Below are 22,159 nucleotides of genomic sequence, written 5' to 3' on the forward strand. Positions count from 1 at the left end.
GGGAGTGGGTGAACAGGACATGGCGCGATCGGTATTGGTCACGGGTGGTAACCGAGGCATTGGTCTGGCGATAGCGCGGGAATTCGCCGATCAGGGAGACAGAGTCGCAGTGACCCACCGCACCTCGAACGCACCGGACGGAGTGCTGGGCGTCAGATCGATGGCGGCCTCGGAATGGGCCACTGACTCACTTCTATTCACAGGGAGAGATTGTGACGGGACTGCTCGACGGCAAGCGACTGCTGATCACCGGCGTTCTCACGGACGCCTCGATCGCGTTCCACGTGGCACGCATCGCCCAGGAGCAGGGCGCTGAAGTGGTGCTCACCGGATTCGGTCGGCTCAGCCTGGTCGAACGGATCGCCAAGCGGCTGCCCACACCCGCTCCAGTGATCGAACTGGACGTTACCAATTCCGAGCACCTGGAATCATTGTCCGGCAAGGTGTCCGAGCACGTGTCCGGTCTGGACGGTGTGGTGCACTCGATCGGGTTCGCCCCGGCTTCTTGTCTCGGTAATTCTTTCCTGGAGGCGCCTTGGGGAGATGTCGCCACCGCCGTTCATGTTTCAGCCTATTCGTTCATGTCCTTGACGCGCGCCGTTCTTCCGCTGCTGAGTGAAGGGGCTTCGGTGGTGGGGATGGACTTCGATGCACGGCAGGCTTGGCCCGCTTACAACTGGATGGGGGTTGCCAAGGCCGGCTTGGAGTCCGTTACGCGGTACCTCGCCAAGGAGTTGGGGCCCATGCAAATTCGGGTGAATCTTGTCGCCGCTGGTCCAGTTCGGACTATGGCCGCCAGGTCCATTCCCGGATCCGAGGACATCGAGGAACAGTGGGGAGCTCGGGCTCCTCTTGGGTGGAAGGTCGATGACCCTGAACCCGTTGGCAAGGCCGTATGTACTCTGCTCTCCGACTGGTTGCCCGCTACTACTGGGTCCATGATTTGGGTGGACGGCGGATTTCACGCTGTCGGTATCTAAGGGCTGTCCCGAGTCCACGGCGGGCGCGCGGCGTCAGACACGGCACATCGCAAGGCGGAGGGTCGCCCTCGTACCGGGCTCAAAGAACTTGGCCGCCCGGAGCCCCGCGACGACTCGACCGCTAATAGGGGTACGCGACTTGATCGCTTCGTAGGACAACGCCGGCGAGGTCGTCTGCTGGGACCCATGTGAGACGACGGGCTGGCGGAGGTGGCCGTGCCCCAGATATGGGCCGGAGTGGACATCGGCAAGGAACATCACCACGGCGTGGTGATCGACGCTCAGGGCAAGCGCCTCCTGTCATGTCGGGTCTTGCATGACGAGCCGGTCCTGCTGGAGCTCATCGGCGACGTGCTCGCGCTCTCCGAGGATGTCCTGTGGGCGGTGGACATCAATCACGGCGGCGCGGCCCTGTTGATCGGCTTGCTCCTGGGCCACGGCCGGCCGATGACCTACCTCACCGGTCTGGCGGTGCACCAGGCATCCGCCGGCTACCGTGGCCAGGGCAAGACCGACGCCAAGGACGCCTTCGTCATCGCCGACCAGGCCCGGATGCGCAATGACCTCGGCCTGCTGCGGCCCGGCGACGAGGTTGCCGTCGATCTGCGCACCTTGACCGGGCGACGCACCGACCTCGTCTGCGACCGGACCCGGCAGATCAACCGGCTCCGAGCGCAACTCCTGGAGATCTTCCCGGCGTTGGAGCGGACTTTTGCGCTGACGAACAGGGGTCCAGTTCTCCTGCTTACCGGCTATCAGATCCCAGCCGCGCTCCGTCGCAGCGGCGCCAAGCGCATCGAGACCTGGCTGAGGAACCGCAAGGTCAAGAACGCCGCAGCCATCGCCGCTGCCGCTCTGGAAGCCGCCGTTGGCCGGCAGACTTCCCTGCCGGGCGAGAAGCTGGCCGCCGCCATGATTGCTCGCCTAGCGAAGGGGGTCATCGCCCTCGACGAGGAGATAGTCGCGCTCGAGGCACTCATCGAGGCACGGTTCCGCGAACATCCCCACGCCGAGGTGATCCGCAGCCTGCCAGAAATGGGCGCTCTGCCTGGAGCCGAGTTCATCGCCGCGACCGGCGGCTCCATGGACGCGTTCGGCACACCGGACCGTCTGGCCGGCTTCGCCGGCCTCGCCCCCGTGCCACGAGATTCCGGGCGCGCCAGCGGCAATATGCACCGACCCCACCGCTAGCATCGCGGTCTTCTGCGGGCCTTCTGCCTCTCCTCCATGGCGAGCATCAGGACGTGCCCCGCGTCGCGGGCGTACTACCAACGCAAGCGCGACGAGGGGAAGGGCCACAAGCAAGCGGTGCTCGCTCTCGCACGCCGCCGGGCCAACGTTCTCCGGGCCATGCTCCGCCACGGAGCGTGCTACCGGCCCGCACCATCGGTCACGCTCGCGGCTTGAGATCCCTATTGGGAAGTTCTTTGTCTTCTGGCCTCGAACGGTGTCTCGAACTGAGCCGCTCACCTGGAGATTCACCAGATGTGGGGGCGGCCTTAGTCTGATCATGTGCTCCGACCAAGGTGCACGGGACTGTGGGGAGATATGCCTCGGACAACCCGCGTCGGCCAGCGCTGGTTCGTATCGCCCAGGAGAGAGCGGAGAAGGCGCCCGGAGGGCGGTTCGATCGCAGCGACTCGGTGATTGTTGGAGACTCTCTTCAGGATGTCCTCACCGGGCGTGAAGGTGGAGCGAGGTAACACTCGCGATGGAGGAGCGGATAGTTGGGTATCTCCAGAGGGTGTGGGAGAAGGAGGTGGTGGGTGCCTGTCTATGGACGCCGACCTTCCCCTTGCCTCTCCCAGACGGCCCTGTGAATCCGGCTCCGCCGCTGTTCAGCGGCCTTCCTGTCCTGGAGTACGAGTGATCATTTGGATCAACGGTGCGTTCGGAGCGGGCAAGACCAGTACGGCGCGCGAGCTGATCGACATGATCCCGAACAGCACCCTGTACGACCCCGGGCTGATCGGATCCGGGCTGCGGGAGCTGCTGCCGCCGAAGAGACTCGCCGAGGTGAGTGATTATCAGGACCTGCCCATCTGGCGCCGGCTCGTCGTGGACACGGCCGCCGCGCTGCTCGCCGACGTGGGCGGCGTACTCGTCGTCCCGATGACGCTGCTGCGGCAGGAGTACCGGGACGAGATCTTCGGCGCTCTGGCGTCCCGTCGCATTCCCGTCCGGCATGTGCTGCTGGCGCTGGACGAAACGATTTTGCGCGGGCGAATAGCGGGGCGCGCCGGTGGTGGGGCGGGCGGCGTCGACGACGACCCGGCTCGGACCGAGCGCGCCCGGCAGTGGGCGTACGAACACATCGAGCCCTACCGCACGGCGCTCGGCTGGCTCACGTCCGACGCGCTCGTCGTCGATGCCGGAGGGCTCACGCCGGCCCAGAGCGCGGCGGTCGTCGCCGAGGCCGTCCACGCGGGCACGGCGGGGCTCTGCGAGATCGTGCAGACACCCGAGCCGACGGCGGAGACCGTCGCGGCGGGTGTGCTCCTCTTCGACGAGCGGGACCGGGTGCTGCTCGTCGATCCCACCTACAAGCCGGGCTGGGAGTTCCCCGGCGGTGTGGTCGAGCGCGGCGAGGCGCCCGCCCGTGCCGGGATGCGCGAGGTCACCGAGGAGATCGGGATCGAACTCGACCACGTACCGGGGCTGTTGGTGGTCGACTGGGAGCCGCCGAGACCGCCGGGCTTCGGCGGTCTGCGGCTGCTCTTCGACGGCGGCCGGCTGCCCGTGCACGACGCCGAGCGGCTGCTGCTGCCCGGCTCGGAGCTGCGGGGCTGGCGTTTCGTCACCGAGGACGAGGCGGCGTCGCTGCTGCCGCCCGCCCGCTTCGAGAGGTTGCGCTGGGCGCTACGTGCCCGGGAGAGGCGGACCGTGCTCAATCTGGAGGCCGGTGTCCCGGTCGGCTGACACACGCAGCACGGAGGCGGCGTCCGTGGTGGCGTCGGTGACGAGCGGATCGCCATGGCCGAAACAGACCGTCGACGGACCCAGCGCGGCCAGCCGGATCATGGACCGCTTGGCGCTCTCGCGGTTGACGTTGAACACGCCGAGCATCACCCGGCGGTCGGCGGCGGCCACGGCGTCGCCCGTGAACAGCACACCGTGGTAGGGCAGATGGACGGCGATGGATCCGTACGTGTGCCCCGGTACGTGCACCACCCGGGCGCCGTCGCCGAAGGGCAGCTCGTCGCCGTCCTCCAGCTCGCGGTCGACCCGGGTGGGCGGCGCGGGCGGCACCGTCAGCCCGTGCTCGTACAGCGGGACCTCCCAGTCGAGGAGCAGCGGGTCGGGCACGGGCCACTCGCCCCGGATGACCGGTGCGTCGAGCCGGTGTGCCATCACCTCGGCGCCGTACCGCCCCGCCAGCTCCTGCGCCGCGCCCACATGGTCGCGGTGGCAGTGGGTGAGGACGATACGGCGCAGATTCCCGGGAGTGAGACCGAGATCGCGGATGGCGTACTCGATCTCCGGTCCCGCGTACAGGTGACCGGAGTCGATGAGAGTCAGCTCGTTCTCGTCCTGCCACAAGTACGCCTGACCGATGGGGAAACGGAGCATATGCAGCCGTGGACTGATCGCAACGAGATCCATATGTCGAATGTATGCAGTGTGGAAGGGCCGTGCGCACCACTTCGCTGACGGCGATTTCCGCTGTCCGCAGAACGGCGGAGTGAACCTTCGCGCGAACTTCCTCGTCAGAGTCCGCCGACCCCGTTCGTGACAGCCCGTCAGTCCCGCTTTGACCGGGCGTAGTTGACCAGGAAGTGCGCCTCGGCCACGGACAGCCGCTCCAACTCCCGCGGTGACACGCTCTCGTTGACCGCGTGGATCCGCGCCTCCGGCTCGCTGAGCCCGATCAGCAGGATCTCCGCGTCCGGGTACAGCGCGGACAGCGTGTTGCAGAGCGGAATGGAGCCGCCCATACCGGCGGTCTGCATCTCCTCGCCCGGGTAGGCCACGCGCATCGCCTCGGCCATCGAGGCGTACGCGGGGCTGGTGGTGTCGGCGCGGAACGGCTGGCCCTGCCCGACCTGTTCGACCGCGACCCGCGCGCCCCACGGGGTGTGCGCCTCGATATGGGCGGTGAGCAGCTTCGTCGCCTCGGCGGCGTCCTGGCCCGGCGGCACCCGCAGGCTGATCTGCGCGCGGGCGCTCGCCTGGAGAGACGGGGTCGCGCCCACGACGGGCGGGCAGTCGATACCGATGACGGTGACCGCCGGCCGGGCCCAGACCCGGTCGGCGACGGTGTCCCGGCCGATCAGCCCGACACCGTCCAGCACCTTGGCGTCCTTACGGAAGTCGGCCTCGGGGTAGGCGAGTCCGTCCCAGTCGGCGTCGGCGGCCAGACCGTCCACGGTCGTCGAGCCGTCCGCCGAGCGCAGCGAGGCGAGCAGTTGGATGAGCGCGGCGAGGGCGTCCGGCGCCGCGCCGCCGAACTGCCCGGAGTGCAGGTTGCCTTCGAGGGTGTCGACCTGGACGCGCAGCATCGTCATCCCGCGCAGCGTCGCCGTGACCGTCGGCAGCCCGACCCGGAAGTTGCCCGTGTCACCGATGACGATCGTGTCGGCGGCCAGCAACTCCGGGTGCTCCTCGGCGTACCGCTCCAGACCGCCGGTGCCCTGCTCCTCCGAGCCCTCCACGATCACCTTGACGCTAACCGGCACGCCGCCCGCCGCCTTGAGGGCGCGCAGCGCGAGCAGATGCATCACAAAGCCCCCCTTGCAGTCGGCGGCCCCACGCCCGTACCAGCGGCCGTCGCGCTCCGTCAGCTCGAACGGCGGAGTGGCCCAGGCGCTCTCGTCGAGCGGCGGCTGCACGTCGTAGTGCGCGTACAGCAGTACGGTCGGGGCGCCCTCGGGGCCGGGCAGGAAGCCGTACACGGACTGGGTGCCGTCCGGGGTGTCGAGCGACGCCACATCCCTGAAGCCCTCGGCGCGCAGGGCGTCGGCGACCCACGCGGCGGCGGCCTCGCACTCGTCGCGGGGGAACTGCGCGGGATCCGCCACCGACCGGAAGGCCACCAGCTCCGCGAGTTCCACCCGTGCCCGGGGCATCAGCGAAGCGACGGTTTCGGCGATCGGAGTGACGGACATGGGCACGCTCCTGGCGGGTGCGACGTTGTGTGTTTGTGTGTGCGTCGAAGACAGGGCCGATCCTCCCACAACGGACTGGGCCCGAAGGCGCCGTAGGATGCCGTGCGACAGCAAGGGCCACCGGTCGGATCAGGAGCAGAAGCACATCGTGAGCAGCGAGAACGCAGACGCCGGAAGTGAACCTGGAAGCGCGCCCGGGACCGGTCCCGACGCCGGTCCCGAGGCCGTTCCCGACGCCGGGCCGGCGGGTGGGCACGACCGGTCGGTATGGGATGTCGTCGTGGTCGGCGCGGGCCCGGGGGGAGCGTCCGCGGCCTACGCGGCGGCTGTCGCGGGCCGTCAGGTGCTGCTGCTGGAGAAGGCGGAGTTGCCCCGCTACAAGACCTGCGGAGGGGGCATCATCGGCCCCTCGCGCGATTCGCTGCCCCCCGGCTTCGAACTGCCCCTGCGCGAGCGGGTGCACGCGGTCACGTTCTCGCTGAACGGCCGGCTGGCCCGGACCCGCCGCTCCCGGCGCATGCTCTTCGGGCTCGTCAACAGGCCCGAGTTCGACGCGAGTCTGGTGGAGCACGCCCAGAAGGCGGGCGCCGTGCTCCGCACGGGCGCCTCGGTGTCCCGGGTCCAGCAGCACGGCCCGGCCGTGCCCGACCGCCGTACGGTCGCCGTGGTCCTGGCCGACGGCGAGACGATCCTGGCGCGCGCGGTCGTCGGCGCCGACGGCAGTGCGGGCCGGATAGGCGCTCATGTCGGGGTGAAGCTCGACCAGGTGGACCTCGGTCTGGAGCTGGAGATCCCGGTGCCCCCGACGGTCGCCGAGGACTGGGCCGGCCGGGTACTCATCGATTGGGGCCCGCTGCCCGGTAGTTACGGCTGGGTGTTCCCCAAGGGCGACACGCTCACCGTCGGCGTCATCTCGGCGCGCGGCGACGGCGCCGCGACGAAGCGCTATCTGGAGGACTTCGTCGCCAAGCAGGGGCTGGCCGGCTTCGAGCCCGCGATCTCCTCGGGCCATCTGACGCGCTGCCGCAGCGACGACTCGCCGCTCTCGCGCGGCCGGGTGCTGGTGTGCGGCGACGCGGCGGGTCTGCTGGAGCCGTGGACCCGGGAAGGCATCTCCTTCGCGCTGCGGTCGGGGCGGCTCGCGGGGGAGTGGGCGGTACGCATCTCGGAGGCGCACGACGCGGTGGACGCCCGCCGACAGGCGCTGAACTACGCCTTCGCGATCAAGGCGGGTCTCGGTGTGGAGATGAGCGTCGGCCGCCGGATGCTCTCCGTCTTCGAGCGCAGGCCGGGGATGCTGCACGCGGCGATCACCGGATTCCGCCCCGCCTGGAAGGCGTTCGCCGACATCACGCGCGGGGTGACGTCGCTGGGCGGTCTCGTACGGACCCATCCGCTGGCCCGGCGCGCGCTGGACGTGCTCGACCGCCAGAAGGCGGGCACCGCCCAGAGCGCGGAGAAGGCTCAGCGTGAACAGGAACGGGAGCCGGCGCGGGACGACGACGACCGCGACAAGGACCAGAAGGACGGCGCGGTCACCACATAGCCCCCTGGGAGGTGTCCGCGAAGCCAGGCTCGGCCCCCGGGGCGGCGGTGACGTCGGCCGCTGCGGCGGGCCGCGCCCCGCAGATGGCGGCGCCGCTTCGCGGACGCGCCCTGGGGACCGACTTCAGCGCGGCGCCGTCCGCCCGCAGGGCGGGGCCCGCGGTGTCCGGTGCGGTGCGTCGCAAGGCGGAGGGGCATGCTCGTACGGGGCGTGCTTGCCTGACTCCGACAACGCGGCGGGGCGCCGCCCGCCGCGTCGTCGGCCGATGTCACCGCCGCGTCCCGCGCCGACGGCGGGACTTTGAAGACACCCCCAGGTCGTGTCCGGGCTCGTTCACGAGTCCGTGCCGATCGGGAGGGCGGGGCGGCAGGGCAGCCGGCCAGATGGGTCGCGCTCCGTGCGCGGGCAAGGGCCCGGCACGCCCGGCCCGCACCCTGCCCGCCCGCGCCCGGCGCGCCGTACTCCACGGGGAGTACGCGCGATGACCACGCCCGGCTGACGCGCCGGACCCGTCGCCCGGTCTAGCGTGACGGATATGGAACAGCGGATCAGGCGCACCGGATTCGGTCCCCCCTGGCTCAGGGGTGGGCTCGTGCCGGGCGTGGGCGCCGACGGGGCCGGTGACGGCCCGGATCGTAGCGGGAGACTGTCGCGGCTGCCCTGGTTCACCAGCGTGCTGATCGCCGTCTTCGTCATGGCCGGTACGGGCTTCGCCGCGGAGGCGCAGCCGGACCGGGAACCGCTCGACGCGTTCGCCCGCGTTCTGCTGCTCGCCGGCCCCGCGCTGCTCCTGCTGCGCCACCGGTACCCGGTCCTCTGCGTCTTCGGCGTCTCGCTGTCGGCGATGATCTACCTCGGGGCGGGCTACCCCTACGGCCCGATCTTCATCACCGTCGCGGTCGCCTGCTTCGCCGCGATCGTCTCCGGACACCGTGCGGCGGCCTGGTGGGCGATCGGTCTGCTCTGGGCCGGTCATCTGCTCGTGGGCCATCTGCTCTACCGTTTCCTGCCGCCGAGCGGCGACGCCGGCGCGCCCTGGGGGCCCGAAGCGGGCGTCGCCGCCTGGGTGGTGGCCGTTGTCGTCGGCTCCGAACTGGTCAGGGTGCGCCGCGAGCAGTGGATCCACGACCGGGCGGAGCGCGCCGCGGCCGAGGCGCGCCGCGCCGACGAGGAGCGGCTGCGCATCGCGCGCGAGCTCCACGACGTGCTCGCCCACTCCATCTCGGTCATCAACGTCCAGGCGGGCGTGGGGCTCGCGCTCCTGGACTCCGACCCGGAACAGGCCCGCACCGCGCTCACCACCATCAAGGCCGCGAGCAAGGAGGCACTGGGCGAGGTACGGCAGGTCCTCGACACACTCAGGACCTCCGGCGACGCACCCCGCACGCCCGCGCCGGGACTGGACCGGCTTTCCGAACTGGTCGAACAGGCCGCGGCGGCCGGTCTGACCGTCGAGTTCGAGAACGAGGGCGCGCCCGTCGCCCTGGCGCCCGGCGCCGATCTCGCCGCCTTCCGCATCGTCCAGGAAGCCCTCACCAACGTGGTGCGGCACTCCGGTTCCCGTACGGCGCGTGTCCAGGTCGGTTACGGCGCCGGCCTGCTCACCCTCCGTATCGACGACGAGGGACCGGCCACCGGCGACGAGGCCGGCGGCAGCGGCAACGGGCTGGTCGGGATGCGCGAACGCGCGGCCGCCCTCGGTGGCACCATCGAGGCGGGTGCGCGCCCGGACGGGGGCTTCCGCGTACGGGCGTCCCTGCCCCTGAAGCCCAAGGAGACACCGTGATCCGTGTCCTGCTCGCCGACGACCAGTCACTGGTACGGGCGGGCTTCCGCGCCCTGCTCGACGCCCAGCCGGACATCGAGGTCGCGGGGGAGGCCGCCAACGGTGAAGAGGCGCTGCGCAAAGTGCGCGAACTCGCCCCGGACGTCGTCCTGATGGACATCCGGATGCCGGTGATGGACGGGCTCGACGCCACCCGCGGGATCACCGAGGACGGCGGCCTCGACCAGGTGAAGGTGGTCGTGCTCACCACCTTCGAACTCGACGAGTACGTCTTCGAGGCGCTCCGTTCGGGCGCGTCGGGCTTCCTTGTCAAGGACACCGAGCCGGCGGAACTGCTGCGCGCCGTCCGCGCGGTGGTGAACGGCGACGCGCTCCTGTCGCCCGGTGTGACGCGGCGGCTGATCGCGGAGTTCGCCTCGCGTTCCAAGGTGCCCGCGTCCTCCGACGGACTCGGTGAACTCACCGAGCGCGAGCGGGAGGTGATGGCGCTCGTCGGGATCGGGCTCTCCAACGAGGAGATCGCCCGCAGGCTGGTCGTCAGCCCGCTCACCGCCAAGACACATGTGAGCCGCACGATGGTGAAACTCGGTGCCCGCGACCGGGCCCAACTCGTCGTCAGGGCTTACGAGTCGGGGTTGGTGCGACCGGGCTGGCTCGGCTGACGATCCGTCAGGATCAGGCCTCGCGGGGAGTGCGGGCGGTGTGCGCGTGGCCGGTCCGGTCGCTCAGCAGCCGGACGAACGCCCCGATGGCCGCTGCCTGGATGAGTACGGAGGCGATGAGCGCGACGTAGCCGAACGCGGACGACGAGGCGAACGACTCGCCGACCATGGATCCACCGGCGAAGAAGAGGAAGACGCTGGGCGCGGCGAGGAAGAACAGCCAGATCCCGGCGAACGACGCGTCGTCGTGGTGCACGAACAGCGTGTCGACGGCGACGAAGACCGCCGTCGCGGCGACCACGGCGAGGTAGATCCGCGAGGCCCGGTTGCCGTAGACGAGCCTGGCGGGGCCTTGGGCGAGCCGGGCCAGTGCGTTCAGGCGTCCTGACTTCATGATGGGTTTCTCCTGTGTCGGTTGGGTTCCTCCATCGTGGGACGGCCCGAACTGATGTGCCTGAGTACGGCTACTCATCCGTGTCGGTCGAGGTGATCAGTTGAGGGTGTCGGGGTCCGGGCCCGTACGCATGCCACGGTCCAGCGCGCTCAGCGCGTCGATCTCCCGCGCGCCGAGCTCGAAGTCGAAGACGTCCAGGTTCTCGTGGATCCGGGCCTCGGTGACCGACTTGGGGATGACCACGTTGCCGATCTGCAGGTGCCAGCGCAGGACGATCTGGGCCGGACTCCTGCCGTGTCGCGCGGCGATCGTGGTGACCGCGTCGTCCTTGAGGACGGCGCCCTGGGCGAGCGGGCTCCACGCCTCGGTCGCTATGCCGTGGCGGGTGTGGAAGTCGCGCGATTCGCGCTGCTGGAGGCCCGGGTGGAGCTCGATCTGGTTCACGGCGGGAACGACCGAGGCGGCCCCGAGCAGCCGCTCCAGGTGGGCGGGCCGGAAGTTGGAGACGCCGATGGCGCGGGTGCGCCCGTCGGCGTACAGCTTCTCCAGCGCGCGCCAGGTGTCGAGGTAGAGGTCCCGGGCCGGCGTCGGCCAGTGGATGAGGTAGAGGTCGACGTGGTCGAGGCCGAGCCTGTCCAGGGAAGCGTCGAAGGCGGCGAGCGCGGTGTCGTAGCCCTGGTCGGCGTTCCACAGCTTGGTGGTGACGAACAGCTCGTCGCGGGCGATGCCGGAGTCGGCGAGTGCCCGGCCCACTCCGCGTTCGTTGCCGTAGATCACGGCCGTGTCGATGCTGCGGTATCCGGCGTCGAGGGCGGTGGCGACGGCGGCGGTGGTCTCCTCGTCGGGGACCTGGAAGACACCGAAGCCGAACTGGGGCATGGTGACGCCGTTGTTGAGGGTGACGGTGGGGATGGAGGTCATGAGGTAACTCCCTTGTCCTTGTCGATCCTGCGATCCGCCGGGGGCGACGGGGGTGACGGTGTGTGTGGACACCTCGCCGGCGACGTTGCGCGGGGTACGTCGCCGGCGCGCGGTCAGCGGTGCGCCGCGACGGAACGCCGATCCGGGGCCGGGACCTCGTCCGGTACGGCGGCGCGGCGCTCCAGCCTGCTGGAGACCACGGCGAGGACCAGGGCCGAGGCGGCGAGGGTCGCGCCGACCCAGTTGGCCGAGGTGTAGCCGAAGCCCGAGGCGATGACGACGCCGCCGAGCCAGGCGGCGAGCGCGTTGCCGAGGTTGAAGGCGCCGATGTTGACCGCGGACGCGAGGGTCGGCGCCCCGTGCGCGTAGTCCAGTACACGCTTCTGGAGCGGGGGCACCGTGGCGAAGCCGAGGGCTCCGATGAGGAACACGGCGACGGCCGCTGTGATCTTGTTGTGCGCGCCCGCCGTGAACAGGGCCAGGACCAGGGTCAGGCCACCGAGCGCGGTGAAGAGCATCGGCATGAGCTTGCGGTCGGCGAACTTCCCGCCGATCAGGTTGCCCACGACCATGCCGAGGCCGAACAGGACCAGGAGCCAGGTCACGGACGATTCCGCGTAGCCGGCGACGTCGGTCATCATCGGCGCGATGTAGGTGATGGCCGCGAAGACACCGCCGAAGCCGAGCACCGTCATCGCCATGGCCAGCAGCACTTGTACGTGTCTGAAGGCGGCCAGCTCGTGGCGCAGGTGTACACCTTCGGGCTTCGGCGTGTCGGGTACGAGTCGGGCCACGCCCACGAGGCCGACGACACCGAGCGCGGCGACGAGGAAGAAGGTGACGCGCCAGCCGGCGCTCTGTCCGACGAACGTGCCAAGCGGCACGCCGACGACGTTGGCGACGGTCAGACCGGTGAACATCATGGCGATGGCGCCGGCCTTCTTCTCGGGGGCGACCAGTTCGGCGGCGACGACGGAGCCGATGCCGAAGAACGCGCCGTGCGCCATCGAGGCGACCACACGGCCGATGAGCATGACCGCGAAGACCGGTGCGACGGCCGAGATGATGTTGCCCACGATGAACAGGCCCATGAGCAGCATCAGCATGTTCTTGCGGGACATCTTGGTGCCGAGGGCCGTCATGAGCGGGGCGCCGACCATGACGCCGAGGGCGTATCCGGTGACCAGGAATCCGGCGTGGGGCACCGAGACGCCGAAGTCGGCGGCGACATCGGGCAGCAGACCCATGATGACGAACTCGGTGGTGCCGATACCGAAAGCCCCGATGGCGAGAGCCAGGAGCGCGATGGGCATGGGAGTGGCCTTCCGAGACGAAGTTGCGGGAGCGCTTTACGAGCGGTCACAATAATTGCATGCGCGGGTTAATTGCAAACGCGGTATAGTTACGCAGGTCTCGCCGGCCGCCGAAGGCTCCCAAGGAAGGACGCGTGACAACGATGACCGCTACCGACCCGGCGCTCACCGCCCTCGCTCAGGGCTGGTGCGCGCTGTCCTTGCTCCACGGCAGAATCGAGTCGCACGTCGAGCGCGCGTTGCAGTCCGCGCACGCCCTGAGCGTGCGTGAGTACTCGCTGCTCGACGTTCTCAGCCGTCAGCACGACGGCGAGGGCGGACATCTGCAGATGAAGCAGGTCGCGGACGCCGTCGTCCTCAGCCAGAGCGCCACCACCCGGCTTGTCACACGCCTGGAGGACCGGGGCCTGCTCTCCCGCTATCTGTGCCCGACCGACCGGCGCGGCATCTACACCAACGTCTCCGCCACGGGCCTCGCCCTGCTGGAGGAGGCCCGCCCCACCAACAACGAGGCGTTGCGCGAGGCTCTCGACGCCGCCGCGTCGGAGCCCGAGCTGGCCCCGCTCGTGCGGGTCGTCAGCCGGATGCCCCGGCCGTCCGAGGTCTGAGGGCCCCTCTTCGGGCCGTCGGCCGGGCTGCTCGGCCGGTCCGACGACGATGCCCTCCGGGCCTCGGACGTAGCAGGGCCGGTAGCCGGCCCTGCTTCAACTCGCCGACGAGTTCGGCGCCGTGGGTCCGCGGGCGGGCGATGACGCCCTCGATGTCAGTGACGCGGAACAGCCGGTGCGTCCGCGGGCGCACCCGCCCGCGGACGATCGGCCGGGACATCCGTGGGGGTCGTCGGTTCGGGCGCCGAGACGTTGCGCGCCGAGTACGCGATGAGGGCCGCCGCCGCGGCCAGCAGGGCGACGGTGGTCAGCGCGACGGGCAGCGAGAACCAGTCGGCGAGGAAGCCGATCGCGGGCGGTCCCAGCAGCATGCCGCCGTACCCCAGCGTGGACGCCGCGGCGACACCGCTCGGTCCCGCGAGCGCGCCCGCCCTGGCCACGGCCACCGGGAAGATGTTGGCGAGGCCGAGTCCGGTGACGGCGAAGCCGGCCAGCGCGAGCCAGGTCGTCGGTGCGAGGGCGCCGAGGAGCATGCCGAGCGAGGCGAGCACGCCGCCGGCGACCAACGTGCGGGTCTGGCCGAGCCGTTCGAGCAGCGCCGTACCGGACAGGCGCCCTACCGTCATGGCGAGGGCGAAGAGTGAGTACCCGGCGGCGGCGAGCCCGGCACCGGCGTCGAGATCCTGCGCGAGATGCAGGGCGCCCCAGTCGGCGAGGGCGCCTTCCCCGTACGCCGTGCACAGCGCGATCACGCCGAAGAGGACGACCAGCCGGCGCGTACGCCGGTCGGGCCGCCGGGGTGTCGGCTTCTCTTTGGAGGGGGCGGCGGGGCCGGCAGCCGTGGGCACCGTGTGGCGCAGGAGCGAAGGTCCGGCCAGCGCCGTGACGAGCAGGCCGATGCCTGTGAGGGCGAGAAGGTGCGTCGAGGCGGAGAGGCCGCCGGCCACCAGACCGCCGAGTCCCGCGCCGACCATGCCTCCCAGGCTGAACGCGGCGTGGAAGCTGGACATCACGGGGCGCCGCAGCGCGGCGACGAGATCGACGGCCGCGCTGTTCATCGAGACGTTGAGCGAGCCGTACGCGGCACCGAAGAGGAGCAGGACCAGGCCGAGCGCCGGCACGGAGTGCGTCTGCGCGGGCAGGGCGATGCTCACGGCCAGCAGCAGTGAGCTGACCACGGTCACCGGATGGCTGCCGAACCGCCCGCACATCCGCCCCGTGAACATCATCGTCACCACGGCCCCGGCGGACACCCCGAGGAGGGCCAGGCCCAGGTCGCTCGCCGACGCGCCGGTCTGCTGCTTGATGGCGGGGATACGGACGACCCAGCCGGCGAAGAGGAAGCCGTCCAGGGCGAAGAACACGGTCAGGGTGATACGGAGGCGGGCGAGGGGGGACAGCGAGGTGTCGGTGGCGGGATCTCCGCCGTGACCCCCCGATATGGCCGTCCGGAGTTTGTTTAGGTTCGGCACAAAAGAAGGATAGGGGCTCGGGGCCGATCCGTACAAGACGGGGGTTCACCGCCGGGATCATGGGAGACTCACCCATATGAACGGCAAGGCGACGACGACCAGAACACGACTGGAGAGAGGCCGCAGCGCGCTCGGCCCCGCACTGGAACTGGTTCACACGGGACGCGCGCCCACCCGCGCCGTGCTCACCACGGAACTGGGCGTCACCCGCGCGACGGCGGGCGCCGTCGCCGCCGAACTGGAAGCACTCGGCCTCATCCGGGTCGACTCCCGCCCCGGCGCCGCGGCCGGTTCCCAGGGCCGCCCCTCGCACCGCCTCTCCGTGGACGACACCGGCCCCGTGGTCCTCGCCGCCCAGGTGCACGCCGACGGCTTCCGCGCCGCGCTGGTCGCCCTCGGCGGCCGTACGGTCGCCACGGCGCCCGGCTGCGTGATCGTCTCCTCCGACCCCGCCCAGGTGCTCCGCGCGGTAGTCGCCGAGGGCGCCGCCCTCCTGCGCGAGAGCGGACGGCGCTGCGTCGGTGCCGGTCTCGCCGTCCCGTCGGCGGTGGCCGAACCGGAGGGCACCGCGCTCAACCCGCTGCACCTCGCCTGGCCGGCGGGCGCCCCCGTACGCGACCTCTTCGTCGAACAGGTACGCGCCGCCGGCATCGAGGGCCCCGCCTTCACCGGCAACGACGTCAACCTCGCGGCCCTCGCCGAACACCGGCACGGCGCGGGCCGGGGTGCCGGTCAACTCCTCTGCGTCGCCACGGGACATCGCGGGGTCGGCGGCGCGCTCGTCGTGGACGGCCGTCTGCACACGGGCAGTTCGGGACTGGCGCTCGAAGTCGGCCATCTGACCGTCAACCCCGAAGGCAGGCCCTGCCATTGCGGCAGCCGCGGCTGTCTCGACGTCGAGACCGACCCGCTGGCGTTCCTGGACGCGGCCGGCCGGGACCCGGGCCCCGAGGTGTCGCTGCTCCAGCAGTCGCGCGACCTGCTCCGTACGGAGTACGCGGACCGGTCCGTACGGGCGGCGGCCGAGGAACTGATCGACCGGCTGGGCCAGGGGCTCGCCGGACTGGTGAACATCCTCAACCCGGACCGCGTCATCCTCGGCGGCCTGCACCGCGAACTGCTCGACGCCGACCCCGCCCGGCTGCGCGCCGTCGTGGCCGACCGCAGTCTGTGGGGCCGCAGCGGGAGCGTGCCGATCCTGGCGTGCACCCTCGACCACAACAGCCTGGTCGGCGCCGCCGAACTGGCCTGGCAGCCGGTCCTGGACGACCCCCTGGCCGCACTGACCTGACGGGCCCCGGCCCAGTCCCGGCCTCGATCGCGAGGCCGACGGTCCGGACCGTCGGTCCGAACTCAAGTCGGTCCGAACCCACCGCCGGTCCGGACCCACCGCCCACCACCACCCGTCCGCCCACCACCCGTCCGGCCGCACCGTGGACGGTCCGCCACGCCATCGCGGGTAGGTCACCACCTATGACCGAGAAGCCGTCCGGCACCGAGCCCCCGCCGCCCCCGCCGCGCTGGTTCCAGCGACTCGACCGGCGGCTGCGCGCCTCGCCGCTCGGGGTCGCCTGGACCAGCGGGCGCGAGATGGAGCTGATGCACCGAGCCATGGGCTTCGCGGCGCTCGGATTCCTCACCCTCGTCCCGGTGCTGGTGCTGGTCGCGGCGGCCCAGCCCGCCAGCGGCCACGGCTTCGCGCGCTGGCTCGGCCAGGCCATCGGCGTCACCCACGAGTCGCAACTACAGGTCGAGCGGCTGTTCGGCGTGCCCGACACGGCACTCCAGCGCACCACCGCCTTCGGTCTCGCCGCGCTGGCCGTCTTCGGACTGACCTTCGGCTCCGCCGTCCAGACCGGCTACGAGAAGGTCTGGGACCTGCCCACCGCGCGCTGGCACACCATGTGGCGCCATGTCGTCTTCCTCGCCGTACTGGTCGGCGCGCTGCTCGGCTTCGTCAACACGCCCTCCCCCTCCGGCGATGTGACCGGCCCGCTGACGGTCGTCGTGATCGACATCATCGGCACGTTCCTGTTCTTCTGGTTCGCCCAATGGGTCCTGCTCGGCGGGCGCGTCCGCTGGAACGCGCTGCTGCCGGGCGCCGTGGCCACCACCCTCGGCCTGCTCGGCCTGCGGGGCTTCTCGCAGCTCGTCTTCTCGCCGCTGATCGCCTCCAGCGCCGTCACCTACGGCCCGTTCGGGACCGTCCTGGTCCTCCAGTCCTGGCTCGTCGGCGTCGGATTCGTCGTCTACGGCGGGGCGCTGGTGGGCCGCCTCGCCCACGAAGGCCGTGTGTTCCGCCGGCTGAAGGACCTCGACGAGAGCTGAGCCCTCCCGCTCTCGTGCCCTCCGGGGAGCAGCCGGGCAGGGCCCGCGTACTCCCCGCGAGGTACCCGTACCGCCGCTGTCCGTACGACGACTCGGACCCCCTCCCGGCGCGACTCTCGAAAGCGACAGAGAAAGACAGGAAGAGTCGTGAACCGAGGAGTTGAACGAGATGAACACCCTTGCGAACAGTGGCGGACCCGGCCCCTGGATCCTGTTGTTCCCGCTCATCTGGGCGGCGGTGATCGTCGGTGGCGTCACCCTCCTGCGCCGCACCGTCCGGAGCGGACGCCGGGGCGGACCTCCTTGGCGGTCCGGCGGTTTGGGGCGCGATGTACGGGACGCATGGGACGTACGAGATGCGCGAGACGTACGGGACACGCACGACGCGCAGTCGCCGATCCCCATGCTGGGACGGCGGTTCGCCGCCGGTGAGATCGACGAGGACGAGTACTGGCGTCGGCTCTCCGTCCTGGACGAGCAGTTCGGCGGTACGGGCAGGGGCGGTGCGGCGTGACCACCAAAGCAACCACCACGGCAACCACCACTGTGCGGGCGGCTCGGCCGGGTCGCCGTCCAGGCGTCCGAGGTCGCGGGGGACACGGCCCTCGCCACCGAGTGACGCGGTAGCGGCAGGGCTGCGCCGGGCCTTGGGCCCGCCCCCCGGTCAGCCGACGACGGCCGACCGGGCGGCGGTGTGTCCGCGCTCCCCGGCCACGGCGCGGATGCCCCCGAAGGGACTGTCCGAGAAGGGGCCGGACGAGAGGGTGGCGCCCGAGAAGGGGCCGTCCGTCGTCGCGCCGTACAGCGGATGCCGGGGCGGAGCGGCGGTCGACGGGGCGGGAAGCGTGAACCAGATGACCTTTCCCGCGTCACCCTCCGCTCGCACACCCCAGCTCTCGCTGACCGCCTGGATCAGGGCGAGACCGCGCCCGCACATGTCGAGCGGGTCGGCCTCCTTGATGGTCGGCAGGCGCGGATCGTGGTCGTGGACCGCGACCGTGAGCCGGTCGAGCAGGAGCTTGATGTCGACGGTGCACATCTTGTCCGGCTGTGCGTGCCGGTGGACGTTGGTCAGCAACTCGGTCACGCCGAGCGCCGCCTGGTCGATCAGTGGGTCGAGCTGCCAGTAGCGCAACTGCGCGGAAACGATTCTGCGGACTTGGCGGATCCGCGACGGCAGGGCCTGGAGCTCCACGGTGCACTGCCTGCTTGGCTGGCTGATCACGGCTGCGACTCCCCGATTGAGGTCCGGAAGAAGGCATGGATCGCGTCCAGCAGCTCACTCGCGAGGCTCGCTGCTGTCTTGCCCGGCGGGGCTGGGTCGCAGCGTCACCACCGGTACACCCTGAGTGATGTACACCAGAGTGAACCACGCGGTACGGGACCGCAACTCGCGCGCGGCGCCGTGACCCGCCCCGAGCCGGGGCCCGGAGCTGGTCACGGCGCCCGGCGTCAGGTCTTCGCCGCACCCGCCCTGCGTACGGTCTCCAGGAAGCGCCCGGCCAGCAGCCGGCCCTCCGGCCGATGGCCCTCCCCGCCCATGGTCAGCCGGTAGCGCGTACCGTTCACGGTCGCCACCGTGCTGTCGTCACCCCGGAACCACGGCCTCGCCGCCTGCACCGCCCGCAGGGGCGCGCTGTCGATGACCCGTCCGTAGCTGGTCAGAAGCGCCAGCCTGCCGTCCTGGATGAGCACCCGGCCCGCTTTCGTGAGCGAGCGGGGCCAGCGTTCAATCTCCACGCCACTCGCGCTGAACTCCGGTTCCGCCATGGCTGATCCGCCCCCTTCGTGCTGTTCCCTCCAGGGAAGTCTGCACAACTCGACGCCCGGACGCCAGAGCGGCTTCCCCGCCAGTCCCGGACGACACGTCACGACCCACCACAACCGGCGCCGGACGCCCGGGGAGCCGCATGTCCAAGGCGCGGCTATGGATACCCAAAGGCATGGTATGCGCAGGTCGAGGGCTTACTGTTGCGCCGGGACACGGGCACGGGCGGGACGAGGGACGGCACGCATGACGGAGCAGCAGCAGACCATCGACGTGAACCGCGGCGACCCCGCGTACCGTGCCTGGCTCAAGGAGGCCGTACGCAAGGTCCAGGCCGACGCCAACCGCTCGGCCGACACCCATCTCCTGCTCTTCCCGCTGCCCGAGAGCTGGGGCATCGACCTGTATTTGAAGGACGAGTCCACCCACCCGACCGGCAGCCTCAAGCACCGCCTCGCCCGCTCGCTGTTCCTGTACGGGCTCTGCAACGGCTGGATCCGCCCCGGAAAGCCCGTCATCGAGGCGTCCAGCGGCTCGACCGCGGTCTCGGAGGCCTACTTCGCGAAGCTGATCGGCGTCCCGTTCATCGCGGTCATGCCGCGCACCACCAGCCCGGCGAAGTGCCGGCTCATCGAATTCCACGGCGGGCGCTGCCACTTCGTGGACGACTCACGCAGGATGTACGAGGAGTCGGCCAACCTCGCCGCCGACACCGGCGGGCACTACATGGACCAGTTCACCTACGCGGAGCGGGCCACGGACTGGCGCGGCAACAACAACATCGCCGAATCGATGTACCAGCAGCTGAGGTTGGAGCGCTACCCCGAGCCCGCGTGGATCGTGGCGACGGCCGGCACCGGCGGCACGTCGGCGACCATCGCCCGCTATGTGCGCTACATGCAGTACGACACCATGGTCTGCGTCCCCGACCCGGAGAACTCCTGCTTCTTCGACGGCTGGACCCGCCGCGACCCGCAGGCGTGCGGTGACCGCGGCTCACGGATCGAGGGCATCGGCAGACCCCGTATGGAGCCGAGCTTCGTGACCGGAGCCATCGACCGGATGATGAAGGTGCCGGACGCGGCGAGCATCGCCGCCGTACGCGTCCTGGAACACAACATCGGCCGCAAGGCGGGTGGTTCGACGGGCACCGGGCTGTGGAGCGCGCTGAAGATCGTCTCCGAGATGGTCGCCGACGGCCGCAAGGGCAGCGTGGTGACGCTGATCTGCGACCCCGGCGACCGGTACCTCGACAAGTACTACTCCGACGACTGGCTTGCCGCGCAGGGCATCGACATCGCGCCGTACACCGGCACGATCGAGGACTTCCTGCGGACGGGCCTCTGGCCGAACTGAACGGCACCACGACGGTCCGCCTCCCCGGGGCGGACGGCGCGCCCCGGGCGCCGGGCGGTTACGACGTCACTTCGCGTCCCGCTCCGGCAAGGGCGAGTAGCCGGTCGGGCCAGGAGTCCGGCCCGCCGGGGCGTAGTCGCAGTCGAGACTGGAGATCTCGTAGTCGTCGCCCTCGTTCTGCTCCTGGTCGACGACCACCGCCGCGGTGCACGCGCGGCCGTGCTCGTCGGTGAACGTGACGATCTCGCTGTAGTCCGTCGGGACGCCGCACCCCGCGAGCAGGAGCGCCACCCCCGCGCACACCGCGACCCCGAGTCCGCGTAGCAGTTTCATCCGTTGCCCCTCCACGTCCGCTTTCGCCGACCGACTCGGCTGCCGCGCCACACCGTAGCCGTCGACGACGGTCCGGTCATCGTGCCCAAGGCGTACGGCTCATGGGGCGCGGAGCGCTCAGCGACCCTGACCGCGCAGCAGGCCGTCGACGACACGGCCGAAGACGACGCGTCCCGTCCGCGCGGTCACCCGGTCGAGGAAGCGCGGCAGGAAGCTGATACGCAGCTCCTCCGCCCAGGACACCAGCGTGCGACCGTCGATCGCCGACGCCGACGCCGACGCCGACGCCGACGCCGACGCCGACGCCGACGCCGTCTCCGTCTCCGTGATCTCGATCTCGGCCCAGCCCGTGATCACGCGGCCACGCTTCTCCAGTCGGCAGCGCCCCGGGCTCCCCGCGCCGGGCGGCTCCCACCGCACGATCTCCATCGGGTCGTCGAATCCCACCCGCCCGAGTGCGGTACGCGCCACGAACACCGTCCCGGTCCCCGTCGGCCCCGGCGTCTCCACGAGGATCCGCGTCAACGGCACCCGGCGCCCGTGCGCCGGCCAGTCGGTGATCCGCCGCCAGGCCTCGTCGGCGGGCAGCGCCGTACGGCGTGCGACACGGAAGACGGTCACCGGTCGGCCGATTCCCCGGCGACCACCAGGCCGGGCAGCTGCTCCATGATCTCCTCGCGCACCTCGTCCGACAGCCCCGCGTCCGTGACCAGGGTGTCGACCTGGTCCAGCGTCGCGAACGAACTCAGGCCCACCGTCCCCCACTTGGTGTGGTCGGCGACGACCACCACCCGGCGCGCGGAGCGCACGAAACGGCGGTTCGTCTCCGCCTCGGCCAGATTCGGTGTGGACAGACCCGCCTCGGCGGAGATCCCGTGCACACCCAGGAACAGCACGTCGAAGTGGAGCGAGCGGATCGCCTGGTCGGCGACCGGGCCGACCAGCGAATCCGACGGTGTACGGACCCCACCCGTGAGGACCACGGTGGCCGCGCCCGCGCGCTGACCGCCCGACGTGCCGGCGGGCCGCGCGGCGTGGAACACGTCGGCGACCCGCACCGAGTTCGTCACCACCGTCAGATCGGGCACGTCCAGCAGATGGTGCGCCAGGGCGTACGTCGTGGTGCCGCCCGACAGCGCGATCGCCCGGCCGGGCACGGCCATGGCGGCGGCGGCCCGCGCGATGTCCTCCTTGGCGCTCAGCTCCAGCTCCGACTTGGCCTCGAAGCCCGGCTCGTGCGTGCTCGCCTCCACCACCGGGACGGCGCCGCCGTGCACCTTCTCGATGACGCCGAGCCGGGCGAGCGCGTCGAGATCCCGGCGGACCGTCATGTCGGAGACGTTGAGTTTGCGCGTCAGCTCGTTGACCCGGATACCGCCGCGCCGCCGCACCTCGTCGAGGATCAGGGCCCGTCGCTGTTCCGCGAGGAGGTTCTGGTTGTCACTCACCACCGGGGCCTGTCCTTCCACGCCGGCGTCGTGCGCGGCCGCCGTACACAGCTGATCATCAGGGTTGCTCATCCTCCCACGGCGTTGGGCCCCGCACGCAGGTGTCGGCCCGCCCCGGCCCGGGGAGAGTCGCTGAGGG

At 70.9% G+C, this 22,159-nt stretch carries 21 protein-coding genes and 2 pseudogenes; 12 read left to right on the top strand and 11 right to left on the bottom strand.

All coding sequences use genetic code 11. The features are described 5' to 3' along the window. Nucleotides 1-19: 19 nt before the first annotated feature. The 4 genes and pseudogenes from P3L51_RS03580 to P3L51_RS03600 form a co-directional block, all read left to right on the top strand. A pseudogene (locus P3L51_RS03580) lies at nt 20-157 on the top strand (SDR family NAD(P)-dependent oxidoreductase); the annotation flags it as partial. Between the two features lie 55 nt (nt 158-212). Beyond that, a complete protein-coding gene (fabI, locus tag P3L51_RS03585) occupies nt 213-980 on the top strand; it encodes an enoyl-ACP reductase FabI (protein ID WP_354603541.1) in 768 nt (255 codons plus the stop codon). A 210-nt stretch (nt 981-1,190) separates the two neighbouring features. Then, nucleotides 1,191-2,387 (top strand): annotated as a pseudogene (locus P3L51_RS03590) (IS110 family RNA-guided transposase). A gap of 459 nt (nt 2,388-2,846) precedes the next feature. Continuing rightward, a complete protein-coding gene (locus P3L51_RS03600) occupies nt 2,847-3,899 on the top strand; it encodes an NUDIX hydrolase (RefSeq protein WP_354603542.1) in 1,053 nt (350 codons plus the stop codon). Here the strand turns inward: P3L51_RS03600 and P3L51_RS03605 are convergent. Next, nucleotides 3,840-4,583, bottom strand: a complete 744-nt coding sequence (locus tag P3L51_RS03605; RefSeq protein WP_354603543.1) for an MBL fold metallo-hydrolase — start codon at nt 4,581-4,583, stop codon at nt 3,840-3,842. The two genes, P3L51_RS03600 and P3L51_RS03605, sit on opposite strands and share 60 nt — an antisense overlap. Nucleotides 4,584-4,720: 137 nt before the next feature. Continuing rightward, nucleotides 4,721-6,085: a dipeptidase gene (locus P3L51_RS03610; RefSeq protein WP_354603544.1), complete on the bottom strand. Its 1,365-nt coding sequence runs from the start codon at nt 6,083-6,085 to the stop codon at nt 4,721-4,723. Nucleotides 6,086-6,233: 148 nt separating this feature from the next. Between P3L51_RS03610 and P3L51_RS03615 the strand changes: the two genes are divergently transcribed. From P3L51_RS03615 to P3L51_RS03625, 3 genes are all read left to right on the top strand, one after another. Beyond that, entirely contained in the window at nt 6,234-7,631 is a 1,398-nt protein-coding gene (locus tag P3L51_RS03615) for a geranylgeranyl reductase family protein (protein ID WP_494338535.1), read from the top strand. 535 nt (nt 7,632-8,166) lie between these two features. After that, a complete protein-coding gene (locus P3L51_RS03620) occupies nt 8,167-9,417 on the top strand; it encodes a sensor histidine kinase (RefSeq protein WP_435594362.1) in 1,251 nt (416 codons plus the stop codon). Then, nucleotides 9,414-10,079 carry a response regulator gene (locus P3L51_RS03625; RefSeq protein WP_354603546.1) on the top strand — a complete coding sequence of 222 codons (666 nt, stop codon included), beginning with the start codon at nt 9,414-9,416 and terminating at the stop codon, nt 10,077-10,079. Before P3L51_RS03620 ends, P3L51_RS03625 begins: the two co-directional genes overlap by 4 nt. Nucleotides 10,080-10,092: 13 nt before the next feature. Here the strand turns inward: P3L51_RS03625 and P3L51_RS03630 are convergent, their stop codons facing one another. From P3L51_RS03630 to P3L51_RS03640, 3 genes are all read right to left on the bottom strand, one after another. Next, a complete protein-coding gene (locus tag P3L51_RS03630) occupies nt 10,093-10,473 on the bottom strand; it encodes an SCO4225 family membrane protein (protein WP_354603547.1) in 381 nt (126 codons plus the stop codon). Nucleotides 10,474-10,569: 96 nt separating this feature from the next. Beyond that, nucleotides 10,570-11,394, bottom strand: coding sequence for an aldo/keto reductase (locus P3L51_RS03635; protein ID WP_354603548.1), 825 nt, complete (start codon nt 11,392-11,394; stop codon nt 10,570-10,572). Nucleotides 11,395-11,507: 113 nt separating this feature from the next. Next, the gene (locus tag P3L51_RS03640) at nt 11,508-12,707 is read right to left on the bottom strand and encodes an MFS transporter (RefSeq protein ID WP_354603549.1); all 1,200 of its coding nucleotides are present in this window, start codon (nt 12,705-12,707) and stop codon (nt 11,508-11,510) included. Between the two features lie 143 nt (nt 12,708-12,850). On the opposite strand from P3L51_RS03640, the gene P3L51_RS03645 reads away from it, so the two are divergent. Continuing rightward, entirely contained in the window at nt 12,851-13,315 is a 465-nt protein-coding gene (locus tag P3L51_RS03645) for a MarR family winged helix-turn-helix transcriptional regulator (RefSeq protein ID WP_354603567.1), read from the top strand. 155 nt (nt 13,316-13,470) lie between these two features. Here P3L51_RS03645 and P3L51_RS03650 read toward each other — a convergent pair whose 3' ends face one another. Next, the gene (locus tag P3L51_RS03650; RefSeq protein ID WP_354603550.1) at nt 13,471-14,787 is read right to left on the bottom strand and encodes an MFS transporter; all 1,317 of its coding nucleotides are present in this window, start codon (nt 14,785-14,787) and stop codon (nt 13,471-13,473) included. Nucleotides 14,788-14,863: 76 nt separating this feature from the next. On the opposite strand from P3L51_RS03650, the gene P3L51_RS03655 reads away from it, so the two are divergent. From P3L51_RS03655 to P3L51_RS03665, 3 genes are all read left to right on the top strand, one after another. Then, on the top strand, nt 14,864-16,078 hold the full coding sequence (locus tag P3L51_RS03655; RefSeq protein ID WP_354603551.1) for an ROK family protein: 1,215 nt from the start codon (nt 14,864-14,866) through the stop codon (nt 16,076-16,078). A gap of 182 nt (nt 16,079-16,260) precedes the next feature. Continuing rightward, nucleotides 16,261-17,115: a YhjD/YihY/BrkB family envelope integrity protein gene (locus P3L51_RS03660; protein WP_354603552.1), complete on the top strand. Its 855-nt coding sequence runs from the start codon at nt 16,261-16,263 to the stop codon at nt 17,113-17,115. Nucleotides 17,116-17,284: 169 nt separating this feature from the next. Further along, nucleotides 17,285-17,629, top strand: a complete 345-nt coding sequence (locus tag P3L51_RS03665) for an SHOCT domain-containing protein (RefSeq protein WP_354603553.1) — start codon at nt 17,285-17,287, stop codon at nt 17,627-17,629. Nucleotides 17,630-17,779: 150 nt separating this feature from the next. Here the strand turns inward: P3L51_RS03665 and P3L51_RS03670 are convergent, their stop codons facing one another. Further along, nucleotides 17,780-18,340 carry an ATP-binding protein gene (locus tag P3L51_RS03670; RefSeq protein ID WP_354603554.1) on the bottom strand — a complete coding sequence of 187 codons (561 nt, stop codon included), beginning with the start codon at nt 18,338-18,340 and terminating at the stop codon, nt 17,780-17,782. 227 nt (nt 18,341-18,567) lie between these two features. Continuing rightward, nucleotides 18,568-18,885, bottom strand: coding sequence for a hypothetical protein (locus tag P3L51_RS03675; RefSeq protein WP_354603555.1), 318 nt, complete (start codon nt 18,883-18,885; stop codon nt 18,568-18,570). A 244-nt stretch (nt 18,886-19,129) separates the two neighbouring features. On the opposite strand from P3L51_RS03675, the gene P3L51_RS03680 reads away from it, so the two are divergent. Continuing rightward, nucleotides 19,130-20,239 carry a PLP-dependent cysteine synthase family protein gene (locus P3L51_RS03680; RefSeq protein WP_354603556.1) on the top strand — a complete coding sequence of 370 codons (1,110 nt, stop codon included), beginning with the start codon at nt 19,130-19,132 and terminating at the stop codon, nt 20,237-20,239. Between the two features lie 66 nt (nt 20,240-20,305). Here P3L51_RS03680 and P3L51_RS03685 read toward each other — a convergent pair whose 3' ends face one another. The 3 genes from P3L51_RS03685 to P3L51_RS03695 all read right to left on the bottom strand — a co-directional run bounded on the left by P3L51_RS03685 (nt 20,306) and on the right by P3L51_RS03695 (nt 22,020). Next, nucleotides 20,306-20,572, bottom strand: a complete 267-nt coding sequence (locus tag P3L51_RS03685; RefSeq protein ID WP_354603557.1) for a hypothetical protein — start codon at nt 20,570-20,572, stop codon at nt 20,306-20,308. A 117-nt stretch (nt 20,573-20,689) separates the two neighbouring features. Further along, the gene (locus tag P3L51_RS03690; protein ID WP_354603558.1) at nt 20,690-21,193 is read right to left on the bottom strand and encodes an SRPBCC family protein; all 504 of its coding nucleotides are present in this window, start codon (nt 21,191-21,193) and stop codon (nt 20,690-20,692) included. After that, nucleotides 21,190-22,020 (bottom strand): DeoR/GlpR family DNA-binding transcription regulator, encoded by an 831-nt coding sequence (locus tag P3L51_RS03695; protein ID WP_354603568.1) that lies wholly within the window; start codon nt 22,018-22,020, stop codon nt 21,190-21,192. The genes P3L51_RS03690 and P3L51_RS03695 overlap by 4 nt, the downstream gene beginning before the upstream one ends. Nucleotides 22,021-22,159: the final 139 nt, after the last annotated feature.

It is taken from the genome of Streptomyces panacea (assembly GCF_040560175.1).
Classification (GTDB): domain Bacteria; phylum Actinomycetota; class Actinomycetes; order Streptomycetales; family Streptomycetaceae; genus Streptomyces; species Streptomyces panacea.